Genomic DNA, 25542 nt, shown 5'->3' with positions numbered 1-25542 from the left:
TTTAAAAAGATGACTTCTGTAATCAACAAAAGTCACCTCTTCAATATGTAATACCCCTAATATATTTTTAATGCATAATTTCTATATAAAACAGAAAAAGCATTCATTAACGAGCATTTTGCATTACTTTTATTAGGTCATTTATATTTTCAACTTTCTGCTGAAACTGATCAAATCTACTATGTAACAATGAAGGATTCTTATCTTCAGTTGAAATAACTTTTTTTAACTCCTGTTCTAATATATCATATGTATCAAAGAAATTATCAAATTCTACACTTACAAGCTCTTCATTTTCACGATAAAATCTTTTTGTTTCTATATAAGTCATGTATGATTTATTTAAAAAACCTAATGAAATTAAATATTTAGAAGTGTTTTCTTGATAAATAGCAATATCACATGCTATTTTCATATCAGAATAAGTTCTTTGAACGAAAGAATGCAATTCAAAAATCTTAAACTTTAATCCATTATTCATTTCATCCCCTCCATCCTATCTATTCTACATAAAAAAAGAATATTATACAAAATATAATATCATCATAAAAGTAATAATTTAAAAATCAACTTAAGAATAAACAAAACCAAAGCTCTTTCATTAATAGAAAGTTCAATATGTCCACGAGAGGAAAACATATCAAACAAAACGGCAGTCTAGATGCATATACACTCCTTTCAAATTTGATAGGTATTTTACTTTTTATACATAAAAAAGAACGAATCTACATTCGCTCTTCTCCACATATTTATGGTGCAAAGTTTATCATCCGACTTAACATAAATCTCAATATAGTAAACAGTAGTATAAAAATAAATAAACTGCATGCCTACGACTAAGCAGAATACTTCAGCCTCAACTATTTATAAAAAACTTCCTCCATAGTTAAAATATTTAAGATATACAATAATAGTAAATTGTTTATTTTTTCCTTTTAGTTTTCATTCGATGCTGGAACGACAGAGTCGCCATAAATACAGTTATCCCCCACAAGAATAATCCGCCATATGTCACCACATATACCCAAATAGCCAATCCTTCGGTGTATCCTTTAGGAAGTATTCCTAAAAATTGAAACACTGTTAAGAAACTAACTATAACTGTGAATACTCCAACTGCCCATCCTGATATGATTAATAACCATCTCGGTAGCTTCTCTCCCCATGAAGTAACGAGCGCTATAGCAAATAAAGATGCAAGTACTGCTAAGAGAGCTGTGAAGTCTATTCCAATGGTATATAGCGTATATAAAAAGGAGGATCCTTCCTGTAATGTTTCACCAAATCCTGTCACACTTTGAACAGCTTGCTTTGTTGTAAGTCCTACCGTCGATCCCCATGCCCAAAGAGACTTTAAAATTGCATATGGTAACAGGGAAACAGCTGCAACATAACCCCATCCTTTACTCAAATAAACTTTATCATTTATTTCTGAGCCCATACCCTTCTCATATTTTAAGTTCAAAATCGCCTCTCCCTTCTCATATAAGAAATGAATCTCCTTTTAAAAACTATACAACGATTGTACATTTCAGAAGTTATTTATTTGCTTCTTTATTCAAGAATATGGTCCTTTCTTTCAATAAAGCAAGTTGCATTTTTTACGATTTTATTTTACTTTAAAAAATTTATTATCTTTGCACACATTTTTAATGTGATTCTTATATTATTTAAAATAAAAAAATAATAAGCGAAAAGAATATCTCCTTTCGCTTATTATAATAAAAAGTACATTTCATATTGTTCTAATGAACTCTTTTCGAAATCCATTTTTTTTAAATATCCTTCTAGCAAACTATTATTAGGAAAGCCAATAGTTAACGTGGACAACTTCAATTCTTCAATTGCTACTTGTAATAAATTCGTCCCAACACCAATATTTCTATAATCTTTGTCTACAAAAATAAAACTAATTTTACCTTGTTCATTCATACATATAGAACCTTTTAAATCATTATCGACATATGCACCATAAAATGTATGATTTGTTTTTTCGATATAATCCATATCATTTTGCCAGTTTATATGGAAGTGTAACCATTTCTGAATTTCAACTTTAAAAGCAGGGAATTCTAATTGTTTTATTTCAATTCCTTTACATTCTTTATGTATTATTTTAGTCATATCTTTTAAATTATAATAAGATAGATCGTACACTTTTTCATAGCCTAATTTATTATAAAAACGAATCGCTCGGTCATTACCTACAATGACTTCAAGAAAAAGTTGCTTACACTCATTTTGAAGCGCCTCTTCTTTATGCAGTTCAAATAACTTTTGACTCACACCAACACCACGATAATTCGGATGAACCGCTAATGTACCGCAGCGCATTGTTTTTATATTTTCATAATCCTTTATCCCACCAAGTATTACACCAACTGGCTTGTCACCGTCTAAAGAAAGAAACGAGTGTTCTAACGAATTCCCTTCTGCTCCAAAAAATCTTTTTATAAAATCTTCTTTTGAAACTTCCATCTTAATAATATAATCTGAAAACCCATCTCTAAAAGCTTCATACACTAAATCTATATTTACTTCACTGCATCTTTTGTATTGAATCATATAAAATTATCCCCCACTTACTCGTGTTAAACTTAACATACAAATACATAAAATGTACTAGCTCCACTCTACCCATCATTCTTTAATTTTTAATCCTACCATTTAATTTGAAATAAACGGGCACTTCCCTACATATCTGTCACTATTAATTTGTTTTATAACAAATGGTGCAATATCACTATTTTGAATTTTGATTCCTGGCATATCTACTAAACTCTCGTTTATACGTCCAATACCATTTCCCTCTATAACAAATGGTAATCTAACAATTGTCCAATCTACTTTACTACTTTGGATAATTTGTAATTCTTTATATTTATCTTGCATCATTTTTGATAAAAAAACTTTAAATAAGGTAGCTCCAATTTTATTTACAATTCCCTTTTGATCTCCTGTAACATTTAAAGAGCCTCCGGAAATTACAATATATCTTTTTATTTCAAACTCCTTCATTGCTTCTAAAATATGCTTCGTTACTGTGCTAAAAATATAAGATTCATTTTTGGGTTGACCTACTGCATTAATTACAGCTCCACACCCTTTAAGTAATTTGCGTATTGAAGCAAAATCACGTGCATCTCCATTAATGATCTCTATATTTTCATTTGTTATTTTGATATTATTAGAATTTCTTGTTAATATTTTTACTTGATACCCCTTATCTAGCGCTTCTTTTACAAGGAATTTCCCCGCTTTTCCGTTTGCACCCAAAATAGCTATTTTATTTGTACTTTCCAATATTAACCCCTCTTACTATCTATGATTTACTACATTAATCTCATATACACGTAAAAAAGCAATTAAATGCTCACACGCTCGTTCACATGCTAACATTTTAAAGATTTTTTGTTCCTCTTTCGTTTTATCATTCGCTTGATCTGAAGCAGCTTTTAAACATAGAAAAGGTTTGTTATTGATTTGGCACACATAAGCAAAAGCTGCCACTTCTTGATCAACCGCTAATGCTCCATATACAGTATGCAGTAAATATCTCATTTCTGAACTACGGATACGTTGATCTCCAGATAAAAATGTACCGAAATGAATCGGATCATAAGATCGTATTTTTTTTATTCTTCTTACAAGCGATTTTGTTGTTTCAATAGGTGCTGTTCTACCATTATATAAGTTAAAAACATCTTCACCCGAACCAGCAGCAGTGACATCGTGTTGTATTGCGTTCAGTGCCACTACAATATGACCATTTTTCACCTTATTTGATAAACTCCCGCATATCCCTGTCATAAACAACTCATCCGGCTGAAACTCACTAATTAATAATTGTACACAACTAGCACAACTTACCTTCCCAACACCAGTTATAACTGAAATAATTTCCAGATCATTTATAGTATGAAAATGAAATTCCCAAGCGGCTCTTTTTTCAATGCGTTCACTTGGATAAGATTGATGCAAATACGTAAGTTCAGGTTCCCAAGCGGCTACGATTGCAATACGTTTCATTACAAACTTCACTTCCCTCACTGTCATTTAAATAATTTATCTATGCTTTCTCTTTTATAATCTGGAATCCACTCTTTATATTTCTCATATAAATTTCGTATTGTTTCTTTATTCTTCGGAATTACTTCACTTCCTCTATCATCATGCATAAACATGATAATATCTTTTGTTGCATTTATGAGAAATACATCTGGATAAGAAATTTCTTTTTTTGCGTCCTAAACGAGGATAAAGATCTGGTAAATCTTCATGATTCGCCGCTTTAATAAGTCGTTTATACTTTATATCACCAGCGAAATATTTTAATGAAAATTGATATGTACAATACAAGTCAGTTTCTTCATCTTCAAATAAAAAAGTATTGTTTCTTGTCTTGTATGATATTTTAAATCTCTTTTTGAATAAATAGACTATATATTTATTTTCTGTGGATTTTTTATATTTCCCTTTTTAAGTCAATAAACATTTGCTATTAAAAACACTTTATCTTCTTTTGAAAATATATCTTCAAATAAGTGTTTATTATATGTATGGTACTAATGTAACCCCAGTAAATATTTCATTCATATATTCTTTTAACTGTATTTTATATTCTTTCTATTCTACAATTTCTTTTAACTGCCAATATGCATCTTCTAGCCAAGGGTGTAAAACTTTCAACGTATCTTTTCTATCCCACAAATATGAAATATATGCAAAAGCTGCATGTTCTAAAGATTTTTCTAACCCCTTTTTTACTTCTACTAAGTATGGTGGTGTCCCATTTTGATCCCATTCTATTTTATCAGCAACAAATAACACTAAATCCATCTTCGTTGCATGTTTACGCAGTGTGGTATGGCAACAAATTGCATCTAAAGTCTCTTCATCATGCACTTTAAATATCTCTTTTGCGATTACTCTCGAAAGTTTTTGATGAATAATCATTGGGAATTTTCGTTCTTCTTCTAATATCTCTATTCCAAATTCTTCAGCAACTACAATCCGTACTTCATTTGGAAAAATTGCACTAATATCATGTAAATATCCCGCAATCGCTGCTTTTTCTTCATCTTCATAAAACATTTTTGCAATTTTCCTCGCCTCATTTGCTACACGAATTGAATGTTTATATGTAGGCTTCTGATTATATTTTAATAAAAAATCTTTAATATCATTTTCTATTTTTCCAGTTGGAGAAAATGAATATATCTCCTTATATAACATAGTAAATCCTCCTTAAAACTAACTTTCAATATAATATATAATCTTAATATCCTTGTGTTTTGTATTCGTTATAAATGTTGTAATCCCTTTTTTAATACGTTACATGAAATTTTATACAGAATCATCGCTACAAGTACATAAATGTTTGATATTATAGTAATGTTAATGATTTGTAAGGAAAGGAACTACATAATGAATAAAAATATATTAATTATTGATGACGATAAAGAAATTGTTGAATTACTTGCTGTTTATTTGCGAAATGAAGGCTATAACATTTATAAAGCATATGATGGCGATGAAGCATTACAAATGATTTCTACATATGAAGTTGACCTTATGATTTTAGATATTATGATGCCAAAACGAAATGGATTAGAAGTTTGCCAAGAAGTTCGTGAAAATAATACTGTACCTATTCTTATGCTGAGTGCAAAAGCAGAAGATATGGATAAAATATTAGGACTTATGACAGGCGCCGATGATTATATGATTAAACCATTTAATCCATTAGAATTAGTAGCTAGAGTGAAAGCTTTGCTACGACGATCATCTTTCCAAAATGCCACTTCCCAAAAGAATGAAGATGGTATGATTCGCATTCGTTCTGCTGAAATACACAAACATAATCATACTGTGAAAGTAAATGGCGAATATATTAAGCTTACATCTATTGAATTTGATATTTTATATTTACTTGCGAGTAATACAGGAAGAGTATTTAGTTCTGAAGAAATATTTGAACGTGTTTGGAATGAAGATGGTTATGGTTCAAATAAAACTGTAATGGTCCACATTAGTAATTTACGAGATAAGCTTGAAACAGGAATGAATGGAGAAAAATTTATTCATACTGTTTGGGGAGTAGGCTATAAAATTGAGAAATGAAGCATTTGATATATTAAAAGATATCCCGAAATGGAAACTTATTTTTTGGCTCTTATTAGCTATCACACTCACTCCTATTACTGAATTAATTATATATCGCCTCGTTACGAGTGTAATTGAGAGTTCGCTTACGTTAAGCGAACTTGGCAAAGAATTCATTAGAATTTTTGGTTATGAAAAATATAAAGGAATAAAAGAATCTCTATGGATGATGATTGTCTCTTATTTATTTTTATTTTCTATTTTCTCATCCTACCTATACATTTTTTATCGTCATGAAAGAAAGCTTTACTATGAAACTTGTATTAAAAAAATGATAGAAGAGATTCGCTATATTGCAAATGGAAACTTCAATCATAAAGTTTCTATCGTAAACCATAATTATCTAGAAGAGTTAGCAAGCGGGGTTAATCAAATTGTTGAACAATTGAAAGTCTCGATTGATGAAGAAAGACAGGCAGAACAAGCAAAAAGCGAACTGATTACAAATGTATCGCATGATTTACGTACTCCTCTTACCTCTATAGTTGGATACGTGAACTTAATCCACCATGATAATTATAGAGATGAAGTGGAATTACGTCATTATATACAAGTCATTTACGATAAAGTAACTCGTCTTAATGCATTAATGAATGATCTGTTTGAATATACACGTGTTCAAAATAAAGAATTAAGTTTATATTCTGTCCCTATTGATATTGTAGAACTTCTTGGACAATTAACAGTTCAATTTCGAATACAGCTTCAAGAGGCTAATATTGATTGTCGCCCCTTTTTCCCATCAAAGAAGTTAATGGTATTAGCTGATGGAGACAAATTAGTACGCGTATTTGAAAATCTAATTATTAATGCTATCGCTTACGGTAACGATGGTGATTATATTGATATTACTGCTTATGAAAGTAATAATATGATTGCAATCGATATAACCAATTACGGCCAACCTATTCCAAGTACCGATTTACCTCATATTTTCGAACGTTTTTATCGTGTTGAGAAATCGCGCTCTACAAACACTGGTGGATCTGGACTCGGATTGGCAATTGCAAAGAGTATTGTCGAATTGCATAAAGGAACAATTGAAGTGTATAGTGATGACAAAAAAACAACATTCACTGTAAAACTACAACCATATAAATGTTAATACAGCTTAATTTTAGGTCCAATTTCTTACGATATAAGAAATTGGACCTTTTATTTTCCAGTAACATCCAAAATTTAATAATCCTTTATAATTCTTTAGAAATTCTTTACCTTTTCTTTCTTCCTAATTAAGCATTCCTTTTTACAATATTATTATCGATGTCATAATAGGAGGATCGCTTATGCAATTCTTAAAAAAATTCACAATTTTATTATTATCTTTTGTTATTACTGCACTTATCGTTTTATATTTTTATCTTTATGTAAATGGCCCAATTATTCAAGCTAAATCAGCTATTTTAATAGATGCTCATTCAGGTGAAGTTGTTTATACAAAAAATGAAGAAACTCCTATACAATCGGCTACTTTATCTAAATTAATGACTGAATATATCACACTAGAACAACTGAATGAAGGAAATATACAGTTAGATGAAGTAGTAAAAATAAGTAACGAAGTTTTCCGAGCAGAAACGAGTCCTATACAAGTAACTTCGAAAGATAAAACGACGGTTCGTGATTTACTACATGCATTGTTACTAACAGGCAATAATCGTTCCGCACTTGCCCTTGCAGAACATATCGCTGGAAACGAAGATAAATTCACACAGTTAATGAATGAAAAAGCAAAACACCTAAAGTTATCACAATCATCTCCGTTTCTAAACGCTACTGGAATGAATAACGATACAAATAAACTTTCAACTACAACAGCAATTGAAGTTGCTAAACTAGCAACACAATTAGTAACAGACTTTCCAGATGTACTGAACGTTACAAAACTAACCTCTTACCAGTTCACCTTCAAAGATACGAAAGTTTTCAACACCAATAAAATGATATATTCCCTTAATAAAAACATTAAACACCAAGGTGTTGATGGCTTACAAACTAGTTTTTCAACTAATGGTAATTATAGTTTTGTCAGTACAGCAAAACGAGGAGATACTAGACTTATTTCAGTAATATTAGACGCCGAAAATGAAAACAGCACTTTTATTGAAACAAAAAAGTTACTTCAGTACGGCTTTGATCCTTCTTCATACTCTGCACTCCAAGCTTTTAAAGATGCTGTTACATCTTGGACAGTTTTGCTTCAGTTTAAAAATTTGATTATACAAACATTGTTGATTTTCTTCATTATAACAATTTTAATGTTCTTACATATACGTCAAAGAAAATCCGAGGATTTCAACTAGGAAATCTTCTTATATATAAAAAACGGCTTGCATTTACAGTGCAAGCCGTTTTCTAAATCTATAGTCCTCTCCCAATTAAATTCGCTGAAACAGGCTACAACTTCTTTCCTTGAAATACTTTTGAATACATTTTAAAATCATCAACTTGTACATATTCCTCTATACATTTAACCATGAACGATCACTTCTCTCCGATAAAGTTCTTCTTCAATTTGATTAATTATTTCATCTATAGATAAAGCTCCATCCAAAACAATATCTGAATTTGGCTTTACAGTATGAAGCGCCTCCAAATAGGCTTTTCTAGCATATGTTATATAATGCTTTAAATCATTATGTATTTCACTCATTGCATCTTCTTTAAAATCTCGCAAAATTCTTCTAGCCATCGCAATATCTAAAGGTGTATCGATAAATATGGTTACATCAATGAATTGTCGCATTTCACTATTTAAGTATGCAAAAGGATAATCTAAAATAATATAATCTACATTACTATCTCGTATAAGATGCTGAATATCCTTAATTAATGGTGTGAGTACCCATTCATTATAATTTGCTCCATCATCAATCCATTTACAAATATCTGCAGGACAATTATCAAAGGTGTAGCTATCAAAATATAGTGCTTTTGAATTCATTAACTTATGAGTTAACCCTTCTGTAACAGTAGTTTTACCTCCTCCTGAAACAGCTGCAATTGTAATGATTTTCGTCTTTTTATTCATCATTTTCCCCCAATCCCCTTTTAATTAACATAATTATAGAAAACAATTATATTTTAGCTCTCCATTCATATTCTAACATACTCATTTCCCATAAATTCCAATACGTTTCCCCTACTTTTTTTGAATCCCTTAATAAACCTTCTTTTACAAATCCTATTTTTTCATAACAAGAAATGGCGGACGTATTAAAATCATAAACACCAAGTGTTACTCTATGTAGTTTTAATTCTTCAAATGCAATATGAAGTACTGCTTTCATCATATGTTTCCCTATAGAACGTCCTCGCATTTTCGTATCACCAACTAGTACTTTTCCAATTCTTGCAGATTTATTTATATTGTCTATTTGTCCAAGTGAAATATGACCAATTACTTCTTTGCTCTCTTCATCTATTACTTTGAATGCAAGTGTATTTGTACTTTCTATATATTGTTCTAATTGCTGATCATTTAAAGGATATGTAAATGCATTTCCTGACCATTGTATTAAAAATTCTTCGGAATCAATCCAATTTATTAATTGTTTGAAATCGGATCTTTTTAAGGATTCTAATTTAATCAACTCCATTCTCCTTTCATACACCATTCTATATATCCTCAAACTTATTTCTATATATAGAATATATTCTCCTTTTATACGAAATGAAAATAAAGCCATTCATAAGAATGGCTTTACAAAAAACATAACCTAATTATGCTATGTTTCCTATGTTAACAATGGTTCAATCGCTTCAATTTTACAAACTGAAATAATTACTGTAACTACGCCAGCACTATTAGCAAGCTTTACAACATCACAAGTAACTGAAGAAACAGTTCCTGCATAATTATTAGTTCCTGTTGTAATACGCACTGATCTGTTTACTAACTTTCTCAGCTCATCTCTAATTCCTTGTACACAGCAACAGTCACATGCCTTATTTTGCTCTTCATGTTCTTTTTTACACTCTTCAAAAACATCCCAACAATCATCCTGTTTGCCTGAACACTGTTTACATGAACACTTTTTTCTAGAATTACTATAACGAGATCCCAAAATCTCACCCCCTAGTCATTTCTATTAATATAGTATGTCCACTAGCTTCAAAGTGTATGAGGCAAAAACATAGAAAAGAAAAAACAAACTTTTGTACTAAATCTTTTTATTTTAATTAAAAACTAATCCATTACCGTTTCTGCCTTTAATTTAAACCCTTCATTTATGTACAATTCCCAAAAAAATCTCTTTAGTAATTGTATTTAAAAATTTTAAACTGGCCTCCAATAATTTGACGCCAGTATGTATCTATAGAAAATATGAGTTAAAGCTATTTTTTTAGAAAGATCTATCAAATTACTATTTAAATCTACTTCAAAACTTTCTTTCTATTACCAAAAAATATTCTATCTATTTGTTGTAATTTTTCCGCATTTACCGTTTCAAAAGTTATCCTATTTACATTTACTATTATTAATAAGTAGCATAGGAGGTGTAAATAGAATGTCTTGTATTGTTACAGGTTTAACACAGCCTCTTTGTTTAACGCTTGTTTATAATGTTTCATCGGGTATACTAATATCTTCTACTGTTGATTGTGGAAGTTGTACTCTAGAAACGGAATTCGATTATACTAGTAAGAATCTAGTTATTAGAGTGCCATTTACTGGTGAAGGTACTCTTATATTCAATGACAAATTCCAGGCAAGTTGCGTTACAACGAATTTAACTCAACCTTAGTCCAAGTAATTTTTCAGAGGAAATAGAAGTATAACTTCTACTTCCTCTCTCACCCTCCTAAATTAATAAACAAAACCTAAACTTTTTTCCATATTAAATTTACAATTTAAAACATGTTGTACAATATTTTTTATTTCTACACTTTAACCTAATTTATTAACTCTTCCCCAAAATCGAACCCCCCTACATTTCATTTCCTAATTAATAGAAAAGGAGGTTAAAATACAATGCCTTGTGTTTTACCAGGATTAACTCAGCCAGTTTGCTTAACCATTGTTTACAATATTTTATCTGGCACACTAATATCTTCTTCGATCAATTGCGGCGAATGTGAACAGGAAATTGGATTTGATTATATGAGTAAGAACCTAACAATTAAAATGCCATTCACCGTTGAAGGCTCAATTACATTTAATGATAAGTTTTTAGCTAGTTGCATTACAACGAACATAACTCAACCTTAATTAGATTTATAAATTTTTAAGAGAAGTGGAATTCCCTTTATATTAGTCATTTTAGACATACAAAATACTTAAAAAGTTAGATATATAAACCGTCTCATTGTTTAACTTCCATCTTCCGTTTCCTCACTTTTCTACCTTAATATTTCCACTCTTCTTTTTATCTTCTACTCTTCACTTATATTAGTAAATACAAAAATGAGCTCTAATTAAATAGAGCTCATTCCGAGTTTTATAATTTACTAGACTGCAACCCCTGAATAAACGGAACTACCTCAGGATTCACAAGTGACGATAAATCGCCTAATTCTTTTCCTAAATAAGCAGCTTTAATGACGCGTCGCATTACTTTAGAATTACGTGTTTTCGGTAAATCTTCTACAACGTGAATATCTTTTGGACATAATGCTTTTCCAATATGAGAGTTTACTAAACTCATTAATTCTTTCTTTAATTCTCCTGAGAATGTTACATTGTCTCTTAATACTACAAAACAATGACAAACTTCACCTTTTACATCATCTGGTACACCAATCGCGGCAGCTTCTATGACATCATTATGCTTCACAAGAATAGATTCATATTCAGCAGGTCCAATGCGTTTTCCAGCAATGTTTAGCGTATCATCTGAGCGTCCTGTAATAATATATTGCTCACCATCATAAACCACCCAGTCACCATGAACCCATTTATTTTCAAAACGTGACCAATATGTGTTCACGTAACGCTCATCGTCTTCCCAGAAACTTTTCGTCATACCAACCCAAGGTTTCTCTAAACATAATTCTCCAACTTCATCACGAATCGGATTGCCCTGATCATCGAGCACAACCGCTGCCATTCCTGGTAAAGAAGCGTTAAAGCTAATCGGTGCAATTGGTTTAATAAGGACGTTTCCGAAAATCCCACCAGAAATTTCAGTCCCGCCTGAATAGTTACAAATTGGTACATTACTTTTTCCAACCGTTTCAAATAGCCACATCCAAGGATCTGGATTCCAAGGCTCACCTGTTGAGGCGAATACTTCTAAACTCTTAAGCGAATGTTTATTTACATACTCATCACCTTTTGCCATTAACGCACGAATTAATGTTGGTGATATACCGAGATGTGTAATTTTATATTTATCAACTGTCTCCCATAAACGATCTGCCTCTGGGAAGTCCGGAACACCTTCATACATAACCATCGTTGCTCCATTAATAAGAGAACCGAATAGTAAAAATGGTCCCATCATCCATCCCATATCTGTTACCCATAATACGCGGTCACCTTGTTTAATATTCATTCCGAACCCCGCATCAAAAGCTGCCTTTAATGGAAATCCAGCATGAGTATGTACTGTCCCTTTCGGTTTTCCAGTTGTACCTGATGTATAAATGAGCATTAATGGATCATCACTATGCATTTCTTCAGCATGTACAAATGGCTTTTCTTTTTCTAACGTACTCCATGAGAAATCATAATTATGCGGTGTAAAATCATTTCCTGCATGACGCACGATAACAACTTTTTCAACAGTTGGACAATGCTCACAAGCCTTATCTACTTCGTCTTTTAATGAAACAACTTTACCTCGGCGTGAAAAACCATCTGCAGTAATAATCATTTTAGATCCTGCCGCTTGCACGCGTGTCATGACTGCATCAGACGCAAATCCTGAGAATATTGGTGAAATAATTGCTCCGATTTTCATTACAGCTAGCATCGCAACAACTGTTTCTGGAATCATCGGCATATAAATTGTGACACGGTCACCTTTTTCAATACCCGCATGTTTCAAACCGTTTGCAACGCGACTTACCCAGCTATCAAGCTCTTCATATGTAAATGATTTTGAAGTTCCATTTTCCCCTTCATACTGAAGTGCTGGTTGTGTTCTTGTTTCATCGTCTGCAAGCCAGCGTGATAAAACCGATTCTACAACATTACATGTTCCGCCATTATACCACTGTGCAAACGGCGTACCATTTTCTAAATCTAGCACTTCTGTATAAGGTTTCATCCATTGATAGCCAACTGCTTTCTCAGCTTCTCCCCAAAACCAAGCTGTTTCTTCGATTGACTTTTTATAAAACGTTTCATAATCTTCATAGCCCAATGATTTCATCCAACCATATAAACGCGTTTTTTCTTTATACTCTTCTGTTGGAAACCAAACTGCTTGTTTCAATGTTTTCCCCTCCTTGACTTTTTGAGCAAGAAAGCCCTAAATAGGGCTTTTAAACTGGATAAACCGGATGTTTACGATCCGTAAATACTTGATATTTACTCATATACATTTCGAATCGTCCTTTTAACTCTTCTCTTAAATTGTTTGGATGAACAATACCATCAATGACCATCTCTGATGCTAAATGGTAAATATCAATATCCTTCTTATACTCTTCGCGTTTTTCAGCAATGAAGCTATCACGCTCTTCTTCTGGTAAAGCTGCAATCTTATTTGCATATACAGCATTGACCGCGGCTTCTGGACCCATTACCGCAATAGAAGCTGTCGGTAATGCTAGGCAGCAATCTGGCTCAAAGGCTGGACCTGCCATCGCATATAAACCAGCACCATATGCTTTACGAACAACGATAGAAATTTTCGGTACAGTTGCTTCACTCATTGCGGAAATCATTTTTGCACCGTGACGAATAATACCAGCACGTTCTACTTTTGTACCAATCATAAATCCAGGTACATCTGCAAGGAACAATAACGGAATATGATATGCATCGCATAAATTAATAAACTTCGCTGCTTTATCAGCTGAATCGTGGAATAATACGCCGCCTTTCATTCGCGGTTGATTTGCAATAATACCTACTGGCTTACCATCAATACGTGCTAAACCTGTAATGAGTTCTTGAGCAAATAATTTTTTCACTTCATAGAAAGAACCTTCATCAATAACTCTATTAATAAGATCTTTCATATTGAAAGGAGCATTTTGATTTTCTGGAATGATTTCTTCTAACGTTTTATCGAATTGTTTCGGTTCTTGAGGTGTAACCAATGGAGTCTTTTCTAAGTAGTTATTTGGAAAATATGAAATGTATTGTCTTGCTTGTGTAATCGCATCTTCTTCTGTCTTACATAAAACATCTCCGCATCCTGATACAGAGCAATGCATACGAGCTCCGCCCATCTCTTCTAAAGTTACCTTCTCACCGATAACCATCTCAGCCATACGAGGAGATCCTAAATACATAGATGCATTTCCTTCTACCATCATTACAACGTCACAAAAGGCTGGAATATAAGCACCACCAGCTGCAGAAGGTCCAAATAATAAGCATACTTGCGGGACTTTACCTGATAATTTCACTTGATTATAGAAGATTCTTCCTGCCCCGCGGCGCCCTGGGAACATTTCAACTTGATCAGTAATACGCGCCCCAGCAGAGTCAACTAAATAAAATAACGGAACACGTAATTTTTCTGCCGTTTCTTGAATACGTAAAATCTTTTCAACTGTACGTGCGCCCCATGAACCAGCCTTTACCGTAGAATCATTTGCCATTACGCATGCAGTACGACCATGTATTTTACCCGTTGCAGTTATAACACCATCAGCAGGTAATCCTGTTTGTTCACAATTTGCAAATAATGCATCTTCTACATATTCACCATTATCAAATAAAAGAGCTAAGCGATCTCGAACGAATAGTTTACCTTTCGCTTTGTTTTGTTCATGATATTTTGGTGCGCCGCCTTGTTTAATCGTTTCAACTCGTTCTTCAAATGTATTCGATTGTTCTTTTTGATCTATCATATTTACTCCCCCTTATACATTGGTGTGCGTTTTTCCTTGAATGCCTGTAATCCTTCTAATCTATCTTTCGTATGGATTACACCTTCATACGCTTGTTTTTCCATTTGTAATCCGGTATGTAAATCAACTTGAATACCGTTTGAAATTGCTTCTTTCGCTAATCGAACAGCAATAGGACCATTACTAGCAATTTTCTCTGCTATTTCAATCGCTTTCTCTTCAAGTAAATGAGGTGGTACAACAAATTCTACTAGACCATATTCTTTTGCTTCTTGTGCTGAAATACGTCTACCTGTATAAATTAATTCTTTCGCTCTACCAACACCAATTAATCTTGGCAAACGCTGCGTGCCACCTGCTCCTGGTATAATTGCAAGTGTAGTTTCAGTAAGACCAAGACTTGCAGATTCAGCCGCAATTCTAAAATCACAAGCTAAACTTAATTCCGTACCACCACCAAGTGCGATTCCATTTATAGCAGCAATAACTGGCTGTGGTAATTGTTCAACCATTTCCATAGTAGTGCGAATCATACTAACAGCATGGCGAACTTGTTCTTCATTCATGCCAGCACGTTCTTTTAAATCAGCACCAGCACAAAACGCTTTTTCACCAGCACCTGTTAGAATAACTACACGAGTATTTGACTCTTCATTTATTTGAGTTAAAATGTTTTGTAACTCTTCTAATAAAGCTAAAGATAATGAGTTTGCTTGTCTTTCACGATCTAAGGAAATCTTTACAACGTGCGGTGTTACATAATCAACTGAAATGTTTTGTAATTGTAGCATCTTCTCACCTACTTATCGTTTTATGTTGAAGCGCTCTATACACATGACTCGGTAATTGGATATTTAATTTACTCTGAATAAATTGACTCGCTCTCAATAACTTCTCTTCATCAATATTCGTTTGGACACCTAACTTATGGAGCATATGAACTAAGTCATCAGTTGCAACATTACCTGATGCTCCTGGTGCATATGGACATCCCCCAAGGCCACCACAAGAACTATCAAATGTTGTAATACCATATTCTAAAGACTTTACTACATTCGCAAGAGCCATTCCGTACGTATTATGGAAGTGCATTGCAAACTGCGAAGCATCATATTTCTTTAATAAATGCTCTAATACTCGCTCTACTTGTAGTGGATTTGCTACTCCGATTGTGTCGCCAAGAGATACTTCATAAATGCCGTATGAAAATAGTTGATCACATAATTCGTCAACTGCTGTAGCACTTATATCCCCTTCATAAGGACATCCAAATACAGTAGAAACATAGCCTCTTACTTTTTTCCCTTCGAATAATGCCTGTTTTGTTATATCTTCAATTACAACTAATGCTTCTTTAATTGATTTATTAATATTACTTTTATTATGAGATTCACTTGCTGATAAAAAAACATTCACCTCATCTACATTTTGCAAAAAAGCTCGTTCCAAACCATTTTGATTTGGAACAAGCGCTGCATATGTAACATTGGGATCCCTTTTCAGCTCAGAAAACACATCATTTGCATCTGCTAATGCAGGGACCCATTTAGGGTGAACGAATGAGGAAACTTCAACGTACGATAATCCCGCCTCTGTAAGTAGTTGAATCCATTTTACTTTATCTTTTGTGCCAACAATCTTTTTTTCATTTTGTAAGCCATCACGTGGCCCGACTTCTTTAATGACAGCAAAATTAGGTAGTTTCAATTCGCTTCCCCCTATATCTCCCTATTCAATTTCTAGTAATACATCTCCTTCATTTACAAAATCGCCTTCTTGCACATTAATTTTCATAACTGTGCCAGCTTCTTCTGAAACGATTGGAATTTCCATTTTCATAGATTCCAAAATGACGACATCTTGCTCTTCCTCTACTGTATCTCCTACTCCTACAACAATCTTCCAAACGTTTCCTGCCATCGATGCATATACTTTCGTCATCATTTTTTCCCCCTTAGTATTGTTAAATCTTATTTTTTAACAAGTTGTTTCGTTACAAAACCCGTTGTATAAATACCACTTTTGAACACATCATCTTCCAATACTTGAAGCAGCATTGGCGTGTTCGTTTTAATACCTTCTAATTTTAATTCTTCTAGAGCATCATGTAATTTCGAAATTGCTTCTTCACGCGTTTCACCATGAGCAATGACTTTCGCAATCATTGGATCATAGAAAGGTGTAATCGTTACTTGATTCTCCAAAAAGTGATCAATACGTACATTTGTTGGAAGCGTTAAATTTGTAATTTTCCCAGGTGATGGGAAGAAAGTTTTCGGATCTTCTGCATAAATACGTGCCTCAATGGCATGACCACTACGTTTTACATCATCTTGTGTAAACGATAATTTTTCACCACATGCAATTAGAAGTTGTTGTTCTACAAGATCTAAACCAGTAATTTCTTCTGTAACTGGATGCTCTACTTGTAATCTCGTATTCATCTCTAAGAAATAGAAGTTCTTCTGATCATCTACTAGAAACTCAACTGTACCAGCATTTGTATACCCTAGAGCTTTGGCAGCTTGTACAGCAACTTCACCCATCGCTTTTCGTGTACCTTCATCTAAAAATGGTGAAGGTGCTTCTTCAATTACTTTTTGATTTCGGCGCTGTACTGAACATTCACGCTCCCATAAATACACTGTGTTACCATGTGTATCTGCTAAAAGCTGAATTTCAATATGATGTGCATCTGCAATATAGCGCTCTAAATACATTTCTCCGTTACCGAAGAAGTTTTGTGCTCTCGTTTTGTTGCTTTCAAATGCTTTGGTGAGCGTTTGCTCAGTTTCCATCAACTGCATTCCAATGCCTCCGCCGCCTGCGGATGCCTTCAACATTAATGGGTAACCAATTTGTTTAGCAATTTCAATTGCTTCTTCAGCAGTTTCAATATTTGTAGTAATACCCGGAACTACTGGCACATCTGCAGCTTGCATCGCAATACGTGATTCGATTTTACTTCCCATCTTCGTAATGATTTCTTCTGATGGACCGATAAATACGATTCCTTCTTCTTTACAACGAACCGGAAAAGATGGATTCTCAGATAATAATCCATACCCCGGGTGGATTGCTTCAGCATTTGTCTTCTTAGCTATTTCAATAATTTTTTCAAGGTTTAAATAGCTTTCTTGGACACGTGGCCCACCTACTAAGTAAGCTTCATTTGCCATTTTTACATGCAAGGCATTTTCATCTGCCTCAGAATAAATAGCAACAGTGCGAATGCCAAGTTTTTGACAAGTTTTCATAATACGAACTGCGATTTCCCCGCGATTAGCAATTAATATTTTTTGAAACATAGTGATTCCTCCTTTTTATCTACATCCTAAATGTCTAGCAATTACGAGACGTTGAATTTCAGAAGTTCCTTCACCAATTTCTAATAGTTTTGCATCACGAATATGTCGTTCTACTTCATATTCACGCATATAGCCGTATCCACCGTGAATTTGTACCGCTTGATTTGCAATACGACTAGCAGCCTCAGATGCGAAAAGTTTTGCCATAGCCGCTTCTTTACCGAAAGGTTTATCGTTATCTTTTAACCAAGCTGCTTTATGTACTAAATTACGCGCTAGCTCTACTTCAGTTGCCATATCAGCTAATTTAAATTGAATCGCTTGGAAATTAGAAATTGATTTTCCAAATTGTTGACGTTCTTTCGCATATTGCAATGCACGTTCAAATGCAGATTGTGCAATACCAACAGCTAATGCTGCAATTGAAATACGTCCTCCATCAAGTGTATATAAGAATTGTTTAAATCCTTTATTTACATCACCAAGAATATTTTCTTTCGGTACACGTACACCATCAAGTACGATTTCACAAGTATTAGAAGCACGTACGCCCATCTTATCGTAAGGGCTTGAGATCGTTAACCCTTCACTAGTAGTCGGTACGATAAATGCAGAAATACGTTTTCTACCATTCTCTTCAACACCGTTGACAGCGGTTACAATAATTGTATTTGCATACTCTGCATTTGTAATCCAACACTTCTCACCACTAATAACATACTCGTCTCCGTCTAATATAGCTTTCGTTTGTGTGCCACCTGCATCAGATCCAGCATTCGGCTCAGTTAGTCCGAAAGCACCTAAAGTTTTGCCTGATGCCATTGGAACTAAATATTTCTGTTTTTGTTCTTCTGTACCGAAATAATAAATTGGAGAAGCACCTAATGAAATTGTTGCAGCGTAACTTAATCCTGTCCCACCACAAGCACGACCAATTTCTTCAACTGCTAACGCGTACGATACTGTATCGCCACCTGAACCTCCATACTCTTCTGGGAATGGGATGCCTAATAATCCTAGTTCGCCCATTTTTTGAAATGTTTCATATGGAAACTCTGCAGTTTTGTCATAATACACAGCTTTCGGTGCGATTTCCTTTTCAGCAAAGTCACGTACCATTTCTTTAATCATTTGTTTTTCGCGAGTTAGAGTAAATTCCATTCCGCTACACACCCCTTATCGAATATTGAGTTTCGACAGCGTGCGAGTTTCTACTACAAACATTACGAATGAAAAGACAAGAACATTAGTTAGATAATTGTTATAATTCTGTCATAATTTAATTTTAAAACAGATTCTGTACTAATGCACAAAAAAATTCCTACATTGTTCTACAACAACATAGGAGTTTTCTTGTCGAATTATGTAATTTTATGTTTAATAATCTCTACCTTTACCTGAATCTGAAATCTCTACTAAAGCTTCAGGATATGGTTCGAAATATGTTTGTCTTAATAAATACTTTTCATCAAATCGAAGAGCCCATGATTTTAAAATTGCAAGTAAGCTACTAAGCGGAATTTTCTTTTCTATATACTTTTGTATTAAATTTAAAAAATGATCTTTTTCTTGTTTTTTCAGCTTTGTTTTAAAGTATCCAAAAATATGCTCACATACATTTACATTTGATGTATAGCGGGGTGTGCGCATAAATAATTCATATAAAGTCTTCTCATAATTTTCAAATACAACTTCAATCTTTTCATTTTTGTGATTTGCAATTATACGCCCTAATTCCTTTTGTTTCACCTGATTATATGCCATAAATAAATATTTATTATCCGACTGAAACGATACAAGATCTTTCATATTTTTATTATGTTTAATCATCTTGTAATATGCGATTGTAAATAGCCTTGTAAAGAAATGCTCTCTAATAATAAAATTCGACAATCTGCCTTCCTCTTCAATAGGAAGATGCGAAAATTTTTTTATTACTGCTCCGCCAAATAAGCCAGATCCTTTTCCCTTTGCTGGCGCTTTTTCAAAACTAGAATAAATTTTCACATCACGCGTACCACAACTTGGCGAACGATTCTTTAAAATAAAACCATCCACATCCGATATCATTTGTAAAAAGTCATTTGAAAACTGCTCCATTTTTTCAGTTACATCTTCTCGTGTTGACGGTTGCACAAGTCTATTCTCACCATTTTCTTCTACAATTCGTATCGTTTCACGAGGAGTCCCTAATCCAATCTCGACTTCTGGACAAACAGGTATAAATGTAACAAATGGCTGCAAATTTCGTATTGTTACATCCGGAATCATCTCTCCATTATAACGACAAGCATCAAACTCTAAACATTTACTTACAACGATTGTAGGTTTTGCAAATTGTCGCATTTCATTACCTCCTTAATGCTAGTCCGTATAATATAAATTGTACTAAGATTAACATTTTAAGCAAAGTTTGATTCCTTTAATTTTATAATTGCAAATATAGCAAATGATATATTTGCAATCATTCAACTCTATTTTCTATAAATGCGCCCTCTATAATGACGGTTTAAATACTGTGAAACGAATAATATACACATACTCTGGAGAAATTAACACGTAAGAAAGGAGGGATCGTTATGAAGAAGAAATTATCATCTATTGTAAGTGTTTTAGCACTTTCTATTATGTTTTTAGGTACATCTGCCCATGCTGAATACGATGGAACTAATATGAATAGAGTTAATAACACTGACATTTCAACTCGAGTGAATGACAATAACTTAGACAGAGTTAATAATGATGTAAGAACTCGAAATGTAAATACAACAAATGATTTAAATGATAATCGTGATAGAAATAATAATTGGGCTTGGCTCGGTTTATTAGGACTAGCAGGATTATTAGGTCTTAGAAGAAGAGACAAAGAAGTACGTTAATTTAGAATGTTTTTAGTAAACAAGTACTTATTTATCAAAAATATAACAAATATAAATCGCCTTTTTAAAGGCGATTTATTATTTTACTTAAATGTAAGATATGTAATTCATACTTCGACGATTAATTTCGTGGCGTTAATCCGTACAATATAAACTGAATCGTATTTTCAATTTCAGTTTCATCATCCCATTTTTCTTCAGGCAATAATAAAAACCGTGTTAATAATAAACCTAATACAGCTGATAAAGTAAGTCGTAAAACAGAAGATGGGGGCATTTCAATAATCTCCCCTTCTACTTGAAACTTTGCAATTAACTTTTTAAAATGGCAAAGCAACTCTGTTTCTACTAATTGTTGTATTTCATTTTTCAGTTCTGGCTGAAATGGCACTTCTTGAATTAATATTTTTATCATTGGAAAATGCTTTTTTGCAAATTCAAATCTATTATGAATAATAACTCTTAGAAGCCCTTCATACGATTCATACTCCGATTTAAATATTTCCTTTGCGAAGGCTTGTACGAAAAATGGTGCAGCAAACTTTGTTAATGTCGGCATGACGACTGCTAATAATAAATCTTTTTTCGTTTTATAGTAGCGGAAGATTGTTCCTTCCGCTACACCAGCACGCTTTGCAATTTCACTTGTTGAAGTTGAAGCGTATCCTTTTTCTCCAAACATATCAACAGCCGCCTCTAATATACGCATTTGACGTTCATTTCGTTTATCCGTGTTAGTTGCGGCAATTAATTCTTCCAGCCAATCTTTCTTCATCTATAATGCCCCTTTGTATCATCATTATATTTTTCGATGTTTCTTTAATGCAAATACATTCCCTATTGCAAATAATATTGAAAAAAGTAATAATACGGTAAGATCTAATGCAATCTCTGTAAATTCTTGATTTCGAATCATCACCTGTCTCATTGCGTCAGCGCCATATGTGAGTGGAAATAATTTCCCTAACATTTGAAGCCACTTATTCATCGATTCAATTGGAAACAAACCCGAAAAGAAAATTTGTGGCACAATGACAAGCGGTATAAACTGGATCATTTGAAATTCATTATTTGCGTATGCCGATAAAAACGTCCCTAAAGTTAATGCCGTTAAAGAAAGCATACATGTAATAAGTAGCGTTAGCCATATGGAGCCAGCTACATACAAGTCTAAAATGTAAACTGAAAAACTTACGATAATAATGGATTGTATAAATGCAAAGATCCCAAAACCAATAATATATCCTACAACTATTTCCCATCTTTTAATTGGAGTCGATAATAACCTTTCTAAAGTACCACTTAAACGTTCTCTTACGAAAGACACCCCTGATAAAATGAATACAAAGAAAAATGTAAAGAAACCGATTAATACAGGACCAAGCCCATCAAACATTGTAAAGTCTTTAGAGCCATGTAAATAATTCACTTCATGTTTCATAATCGATATATCGTTCTTCTCTGTACTTTTTTGTAATATTTGAAGTACAGCACTATTTTTTGACGAATCGCTACCTTCTAATACAATATTCATTTTTCCATTTTCCAAACGAATGACTGCATCTACCTTTTGATTTTCCAGCTCAGACATTGCCTTTTCTATATTATATTCATAAATTGACGCTTCCTGATTTTTCATCACTTTTACTAACTGAGCGGGCATATCAACAACAGCAATATGCGGTACATAGTCCTTTTGTGTAAACACTAGTGACAATAACCAAAGTAATAACATAGGTGCCCCAAACATCATCGCTAACGAACGTTTATCTCGAAAAAATTGGCGAATAATACGAATGATTACACCGGTAACTCTCATGATTCAGCCACCTCTTCCAACAAAAAGACATCTTCAATCCTTCCTGATGATACCCGCTTTTTCAATTCTTCAGTTGTACCAGTCGCAACTAGCTTTCCTTCTCTAATTAACCCTAGGCGTTCACAAAATTCAGCTTCGTCCATAATGTGTGTCGTTACAATTATCGTTGTGCCTTTCTTTTTCAAATCATAAAATTTTGCCCAGATTGTTTTTCTAAGAAGCGGATCTATTCCCACTGTTGGCTCATCTAAAATTAATATTTCTGGTTCATGAAGGAGTGCTATTGCTAATGATAAACGCTTCTTCATCCCGCCTGAAAAATGCTGCACTTGCTTTTTCATATGTTGTGATAATTGTACAAGGTCAAAAACTTCTTCAATTCTTTCTTTTTTATACTTTCCCTTTAATCCGTACATCGTTGCCATAAAATCTGCATTTTCATATGCTGATAGTTCTTCGTATAATGCATCAGCTTGAGCCATATAACCAATTCTTTTCATTTCATTTAAATTAGGCATGTTCGTGTTGTAAACAAGCACTTCACCTTCCGTTGCTTCGTTAATACCTGCAATCAATTTAATAAGAGTCGTTTTCCCAGAACCTGAAGGCCCAACTAAACCAAATATCTCTGCTTTTTCAACTTGTAATGAAAGATTGTGTAAAACTTCTTTTTTCCCAAAACTTTTTGATACAGTCCGTAAAATAATGGCAGGCTGCTTCACGTATTCTTCCCCCTTCTCTAAAATGAGTGAGTACTCACTTTTATTTTACTCTTGCGTAATTATATGTCAAACTTCATTGATTAGTATGGTTTTCCGTCAATAATATTAAACAATGAAACAGAGTCGACATTAGAATATCCTTTCTTAAAGTCGACTCTGTTTCATTTAAATTATATAATTTGCTTTACGTTTTTAAATTCATATATTTCCTAATTCTAGCAACATCTAAAGAATATTCAATAACTAATTGCTGTAACGGTAATATAACTGTGTCGGGATATAAATGTGCATATTGTAATGTTTCTGCATATTTTTCTAATCTTTTTTCTAAATACTTTATAATTTGATCAGGATGAGTTACTAATAAACATTTACAATAATAATGTATTTGTTCCTCAATCGCCGTATACTCTTCAATTTCGTATTCTTTATGCATGTGTACACCCCTTTAAGTTTTTTACATGAATTACTTATCACACTTTTCACTCGACAAATTTTAAGTTTTTTGATTATTTACACTATAACAAACACTGAGGGTCAAATTTTGTTACTTTATGTAACGTAGAAAATTTTTAACAAAATTGTAATGTTTACTCCTGCAAAATACAGAAAGCCCCTTTACTCATTTTTGTATAAAAAAAATCGTACAGCTTAATTTAGCTGCACGACTACAATTTCTGGCCTATTCAAAATCCTTTGCGGAATGATACTATTTCCTAATCCTCTACTCACTACCATTGATGTATTTTGTTCTACATATAAACCCGCTGTATATTTAGGTAAAACACCTTGATTTGGCGCAACTAATCCTCCGATAAATGGCAATCTAACTTGCCCTCCATGAGCATGACCCGATAATACTAAATCTAGTTGCTCATCAGCGTATTCTGTCAAAAATTCAGGCCTATGGGATAATAATACATCAAATGTATTTGGAGGCATTTCAAATTTCGCTTTTAAAATTGCATCTTTTACAATATTTCCTTCATCACGGTTTCCAGTTACAAACTCCGGATCATCAATACCTAGCAAATTTATTTCTTGCTCCCCCTTTCGAATGCCTACATGTTCATTCCTTAAAACATTGACATCATATTTCTTCAACTCTTTTTCTAAACGGTTATACTTTCCAGACCATTGTTCATGGTTTCCTGTCACAAAATATACAGGATACTCCTTTACAATTTCTCGTATTAATTGCATACTAACTTCTGCATCGTATGATTTACTGTCAATTAAATCACCCGTAATCGCAATAATATCTGGGTCTATGCTTTCAATTTTTTGAATTAATACACCTTGCTTATTGCCAAATTGTTTATTGTGTAAGTCTGAAATTTGTAGAATTTTATACCCTTTAAAAGAGGAGGGTATTTTACTAGAGGTTATTTTAACCTCAGTTATACCTATTAAATTGTTCTGTAAATATAAAAAAGTAATAAAAGCTACTAATATGCCAATAAACAATATGATTCTATTAATATTTCTCTTCATATTCTCTCCTTTTATTTTTATAAAACACTTATTTTATGTTAACAGAATTATATGATACATTTTTGATTTTTTATTGAATATAGTACAGTACATGAAATTTCATATCGGATACGTCATATATATTTATTTTACCGTCATCCTCTTAATAATAAAAATACAAAAACGATTCTTTTCATACGAAA

The 25542-nt window shown here is 33.0% G+C and carries 27 protein-coding genes and 2 pseudogenes; 5 read left to right on the top strand and 24 right to left on the bottom strand.

The genetic code is table 11. The features are described from left to right. Positions 1 to 106 precede the first annotated feature (106 nt). The 7 genes and pseudogenes from PQF83_RS06900 to yqeK form a co-directional block, all read right to left on the bottom strand. A complete protein-coding gene (locus PQF83_RS06900) occupies positions 107 to 481 on the bottom strand; it encodes a hypothetical protein (protein WP_001059029.1) in 375 nt (124 codons plus the stop codon). Positions 482 to 922: 441 nt separating this feature from the next. Beyond that, a complete protein-coding gene (locus tag PQF83_RS06895; protein WP_002163643.1) occupies positions 923 to 1465 on the bottom strand; it encodes a hypothetical protein in 543 nt (180 codons plus the stop codon). 251 nt (positions 1466 to 1716) lie between these two features. After that, complete coding sequence (locus PQF83_RS06890) at positions 1717 to 2565, bottom strand: GNAT family N-acetyltransferase (protein WP_000617075.1); 849 nt, start codon at positions 2563 to 2565, stop codon at positions 1717 to 1719. A 102-nt stretch (positions 2566 to 2667) separates the two neighbouring features. Continuing rightward, positions 2668 to 3303, bottom strand: coding sequence for an SDR family oxidoreductase (locus PQF83_RS06885; RefSeq protein WP_000446311.1), 636 nt, complete (start codon positions 3301 to 3303; stop codon positions 2668 to 2670). 15 nt (positions 3304 to 3318) lie between these two features. Next, a complete protein-coding gene (locus PQF83_RS06880) occupies positions 3319 to 4056 on the bottom strand; it encodes a phosphorylase family protein (protein WP_000218304.1) in 738 nt (245 codons plus the stop codon). Then, a pseudogene (locus PQF83_RS06875) lies at positions 4053 to 4614 on the bottom strand (DUF3885 domain-containing protein). Before PQF83_RS06875 ends, PQF83_RS06880 begins: the two are co-directional and overlap by 4 nt. 12 nt (positions 4615 to 4626) lie before the next feature. Next, positions 4627 to 5235, bottom strand: a complete 609-nt coding sequence (yqeK, locus tag PQF83_RS06870; RefSeq protein WP_000965880.1) for a bis(5'-nucleosyl)-tetraphosphatase (symmetrical) YqeK — start codon at positions 5233 to 5235, stop codon at positions 4627 to 4629. Between the two features lie 192 nt (positions 5236 to 5427). On the opposite strand from yqeK, the gene PQF83_RS06865 reads away from it, so the two are divergent. From PQF83_RS06865 to PQF83_RS06855, 3 genes are all read left to right on the top strand, one after another. Then, entirely contained in the window at positions 5428 to 6123 is a 696-nt protein-coding gene (locus PQF83_RS06865; protein ID WP_001038815.1) for a response regulator transcription factor, read from the top strand. Next, complete coding sequence (locus tag PQF83_RS06860; protein ID WP_001243301.1) at positions 6113 to 7270, top strand: sensor histidine kinase; 1158 nt, start codon at positions 6113 to 6115, stop codon at positions 7268 to 7270. Before PQF83_RS06865 ends, PQF83_RS06860 begins: the two co-directional genes overlap by 11 nt. A 181-nt stretch (positions 7271 to 7451) precedes the next feature. Next, positions 7452 to 8468 (top strand): D-alanyl-D-alanine carboxypeptidase family protein, encoded by a 1017-nt coding sequence (locus tag PQF83_RS06855; RefSeq protein WP_001160077.1) that lies wholly within the window; start codon positions 7452 to 7454, stop codon positions 8466 to 8468. A gap of 100 nt (positions 8469 to 8568) precedes the next feature. Here PQF83_RS06855 and PQF83_RS06850 read toward each other — a convergent pair. From PQF83_RS06850 to exsK, 4 genes and pseudogenes are all read right to left on the bottom strand, one after another. Further along, positions 8569 to 8643, bottom strand: a pseudogene (locus PQF83_RS06850) (alpha/beta hydrolase); the annotation flags it as partial. Continuing rightward, a complete protein-coding gene (locus PQF83_RS06845) occupies positions 8636 to 9196 on the bottom strand; it encodes a hypothetical protein (RefSeq protein WP_002163645.1) in 561 nt (186 codons plus the stop codon). The gene PQF83_RS06845 and the pseudogene PQF83_RS06850, both read right to left, overlap by 8 nt. Before the next feature lie 46 nt (positions 9197 to 9242). Next, on the bottom strand, positions 9243 to 9782 hold the full coding sequence (locus tag PQF83_RS06840; RefSeq protein ID WP_002163646.1) for a GNAT family N-acetyltransferase: 540 nt from the start codon (positions 9780 to 9782) through the stop codon (positions 9243 to 9245). A gap of 120 nt (positions 9783 to 9902) precedes the next feature. Next, positions 9903 to 10232, bottom strand: coding sequence for an exosporium protein ExsK (gene exsK / locus PQF83_RS06835; protein ID WP_000535712.1), 330 nt, complete (start codon positions 10230 to 10232; stop codon positions 9903 to 9905). A gap of 908 nt (positions 10233 to 11140) precedes the next feature. Between exsK and PQF83_RS06830 the strand changes: the two genes are divergently transcribed. Then, the gene (locus tag PQF83_RS06830) at positions 11141 to 11377 is read left to right on the top strand and encodes a hypothetical protein (protein ID WP_001112247.1); all 237 of its coding nucleotides are present in this window, start codon (positions 11141 to 11143) and stop codon (positions 11375 to 11377) included. 229 nt (positions 11378 to 11606) lie between these two features. Here the strand turns inward: PQF83_RS06830 and PQF83_RS06825 are convergent, their stop codons facing one another. The 8 genes from PQF83_RS06825 to PQF83_RS06790 all read right to left on the bottom strand — a co-directional run bounded on the left by PQF83_RS06825 (position 11607) and on the right by PQF83_RS06790 (position 20792). Beyond that, positions 11607 to 13547 carry an AMP-binding protein gene (locus tag PQF83_RS06825; protein WP_000806466.1) on the bottom strand — a complete coding sequence of 647 codons (1941 nt, stop codon included), beginning with the start codon at positions 13545 to 13547 and terminating at the stop codon, positions 11607 to 11609. A 49-nt stretch (positions 13548 to 13596) separates the two neighbouring features. Next, the gene (locus tag PQF83_RS06820) at positions 13597 to 15138 is read right to left on the bottom strand and encodes an acyl-CoA carboxylase subunit beta (RefSeq protein WP_000566937.1); all 1542 of its coding nucleotides are present in this window, start codon (positions 15136 to 15138) and stop codon (positions 13597 to 13599) included. A gap of 2 nt (positions 15139 to 15140) precedes the next feature. After that, positions 15141 to 15929 carry an enoyl-CoA hydratase gene (locus PQF83_RS06815; protein ID WP_000939789.1) on the bottom strand — a complete coding sequence of 263 codons (789 nt, stop codon included), beginning with the start codon at positions 15927 to 15929 and terminating at the stop codon, positions 15141 to 15143. A 4-nt stretch (positions 15930 to 15933) separates the two neighbouring features. Further along, positions 15934 to 16845, bottom strand: coding sequence for a hydroxymethylglutaryl-CoA lyase (gene mvaB, locus PQF83_RS06810; RefSeq protein ID WP_000775427.1), 912 nt, complete (start codon positions 16843 to 16845; stop codon positions 15934 to 15936). 21 nt (positions 16846 to 16866) lie between these two features. Then, a complete protein-coding gene (locus PQF83_RS06805; protein WP_001985297.1) occupies positions 16867 to 17082 on the bottom strand; it encodes an acetyl-CoA carboxylase biotin carboxyl carrier protein subunit in 216 nt (71 codons plus the stop codon). Between the two features lie 26 nt (positions 17083 to 17108). Next, complete coding sequence (locus PQF83_RS06800; RefSeq protein WP_000486739.1) at positions 17109 to 18446, bottom strand: acetyl-CoA carboxylase biotin carboxylase subunit; 1338 nt, start codon at positions 18444 to 18446, stop codon at positions 17109 to 17111. Positions 18447 to 18461: 15 nt separating this feature from the next. Beyond that, the gene (locus tag PQF83_RS06795) at positions 18462 to 19607 is read right to left on the bottom strand and encodes an acyl-CoA dehydrogenase (RefSeq protein WP_000397274.1); all 1146 of its coding nucleotides are present in this window, start codon (positions 19605 to 19607) and stop codon (positions 18462 to 18464) included. 216 nt (positions 19608 to 19823) lie between these two features. After that, on the bottom strand, positions 19824 to 20792 hold the full coding sequence (locus tag PQF83_RS06790) for a YbgA family protein (RefSeq protein WP_001248635.1): 969 nt from the start codon (positions 20790 to 20792) through the stop codon (positions 19824 to 19826). A 233-nt stretch (positions 20793 to 21025) separates the two neighbouring features. Here PQF83_RS06790 and PQF83_RS06785 point away from each other — a divergent pair, with 233 nt between their 5' ends. Next, positions 21026 to 21325, top strand: a complete 300-nt coding sequence (locus PQF83_RS06785; RefSeq protein ID WP_000728162.1) for a WGxxGxxG family protein — start codon at positions 21026 to 21028, stop codon at positions 21323 to 21325. 121 nt (positions 21326 to 21446) lie between these two features. Here PQF83_RS06785 and PQF83_RS06780 read toward each other — a convergent pair whose 3' ends face one another. The 5 genes from PQF83_RS06780 to PQF83_RS06760 form a co-directional block, all read right to left on the bottom strand. Continuing rightward, on the bottom strand, positions 21447 to 22100 hold the full coding sequence (locus tag PQF83_RS06780; RefSeq protein WP_000711171.1) for a TetR/AcrR family transcriptional regulator: 654 nt from the start codon (positions 22098 to 22100) through the stop codon (positions 21447 to 21449). Between the two features lie 24 nt (positions 22101 to 22124). Next, positions 22125 to 23144, bottom strand: coding sequence for an ABC transporter permease (locus PQF83_RS06775; RefSeq protein WP_001266743.1), 1020 nt, complete (start codon positions 23142 to 23144; stop codon positions 22125 to 22127). Next, on the bottom strand, positions 23141 to 23866 hold the full coding sequence (locus PQF83_RS06770; protein ID WP_000812704.1) for an ABC transporter ATP-binding protein: 726 nt from the start codon (positions 23864 to 23866) through the stop codon (positions 23141 to 23143). Before PQF83_RS06770 ends, PQF83_RS06775 begins: the two co-directional genes overlap by 4 nt. 184 nt (positions 23867 to 24050) lie before the next feature. Next, positions 24051 to 24302, bottom strand: coding sequence for a hypothetical protein (locus PQF83_RS06765; RefSeq protein ID WP_000548624.1), 252 nt, complete (start codon positions 24300 to 24302; stop codon positions 24051 to 24053). A 215-nt stretch (positions 24303 to 24517) separates the two neighbouring features. Next, complete coding sequence (locus tag PQF83_RS06760) at positions 24518 to 25360, bottom strand: metallophosphoesterase (protein ID WP_000827830.1); 843 nt, start codon at positions 25358 to 25360, stop codon at positions 24518 to 24520. Positions 25361 to 25542: the final 182 nt, after the last annotated feature.

The sequence above is a fragment of the Bacillus sp. FF-1 genome (assembly GCF_028548245.1).
In the GTDB taxonomy this organism is placed as follows: Bacteria; Bacillota; Bacilli; order Bacillales; family Bacillaceae_G; genus Bacillus_A; species Bacillus_A paranthracis.
This window is presented reverse-complemented; position numbering and strand designations above follow the sequence as displayed.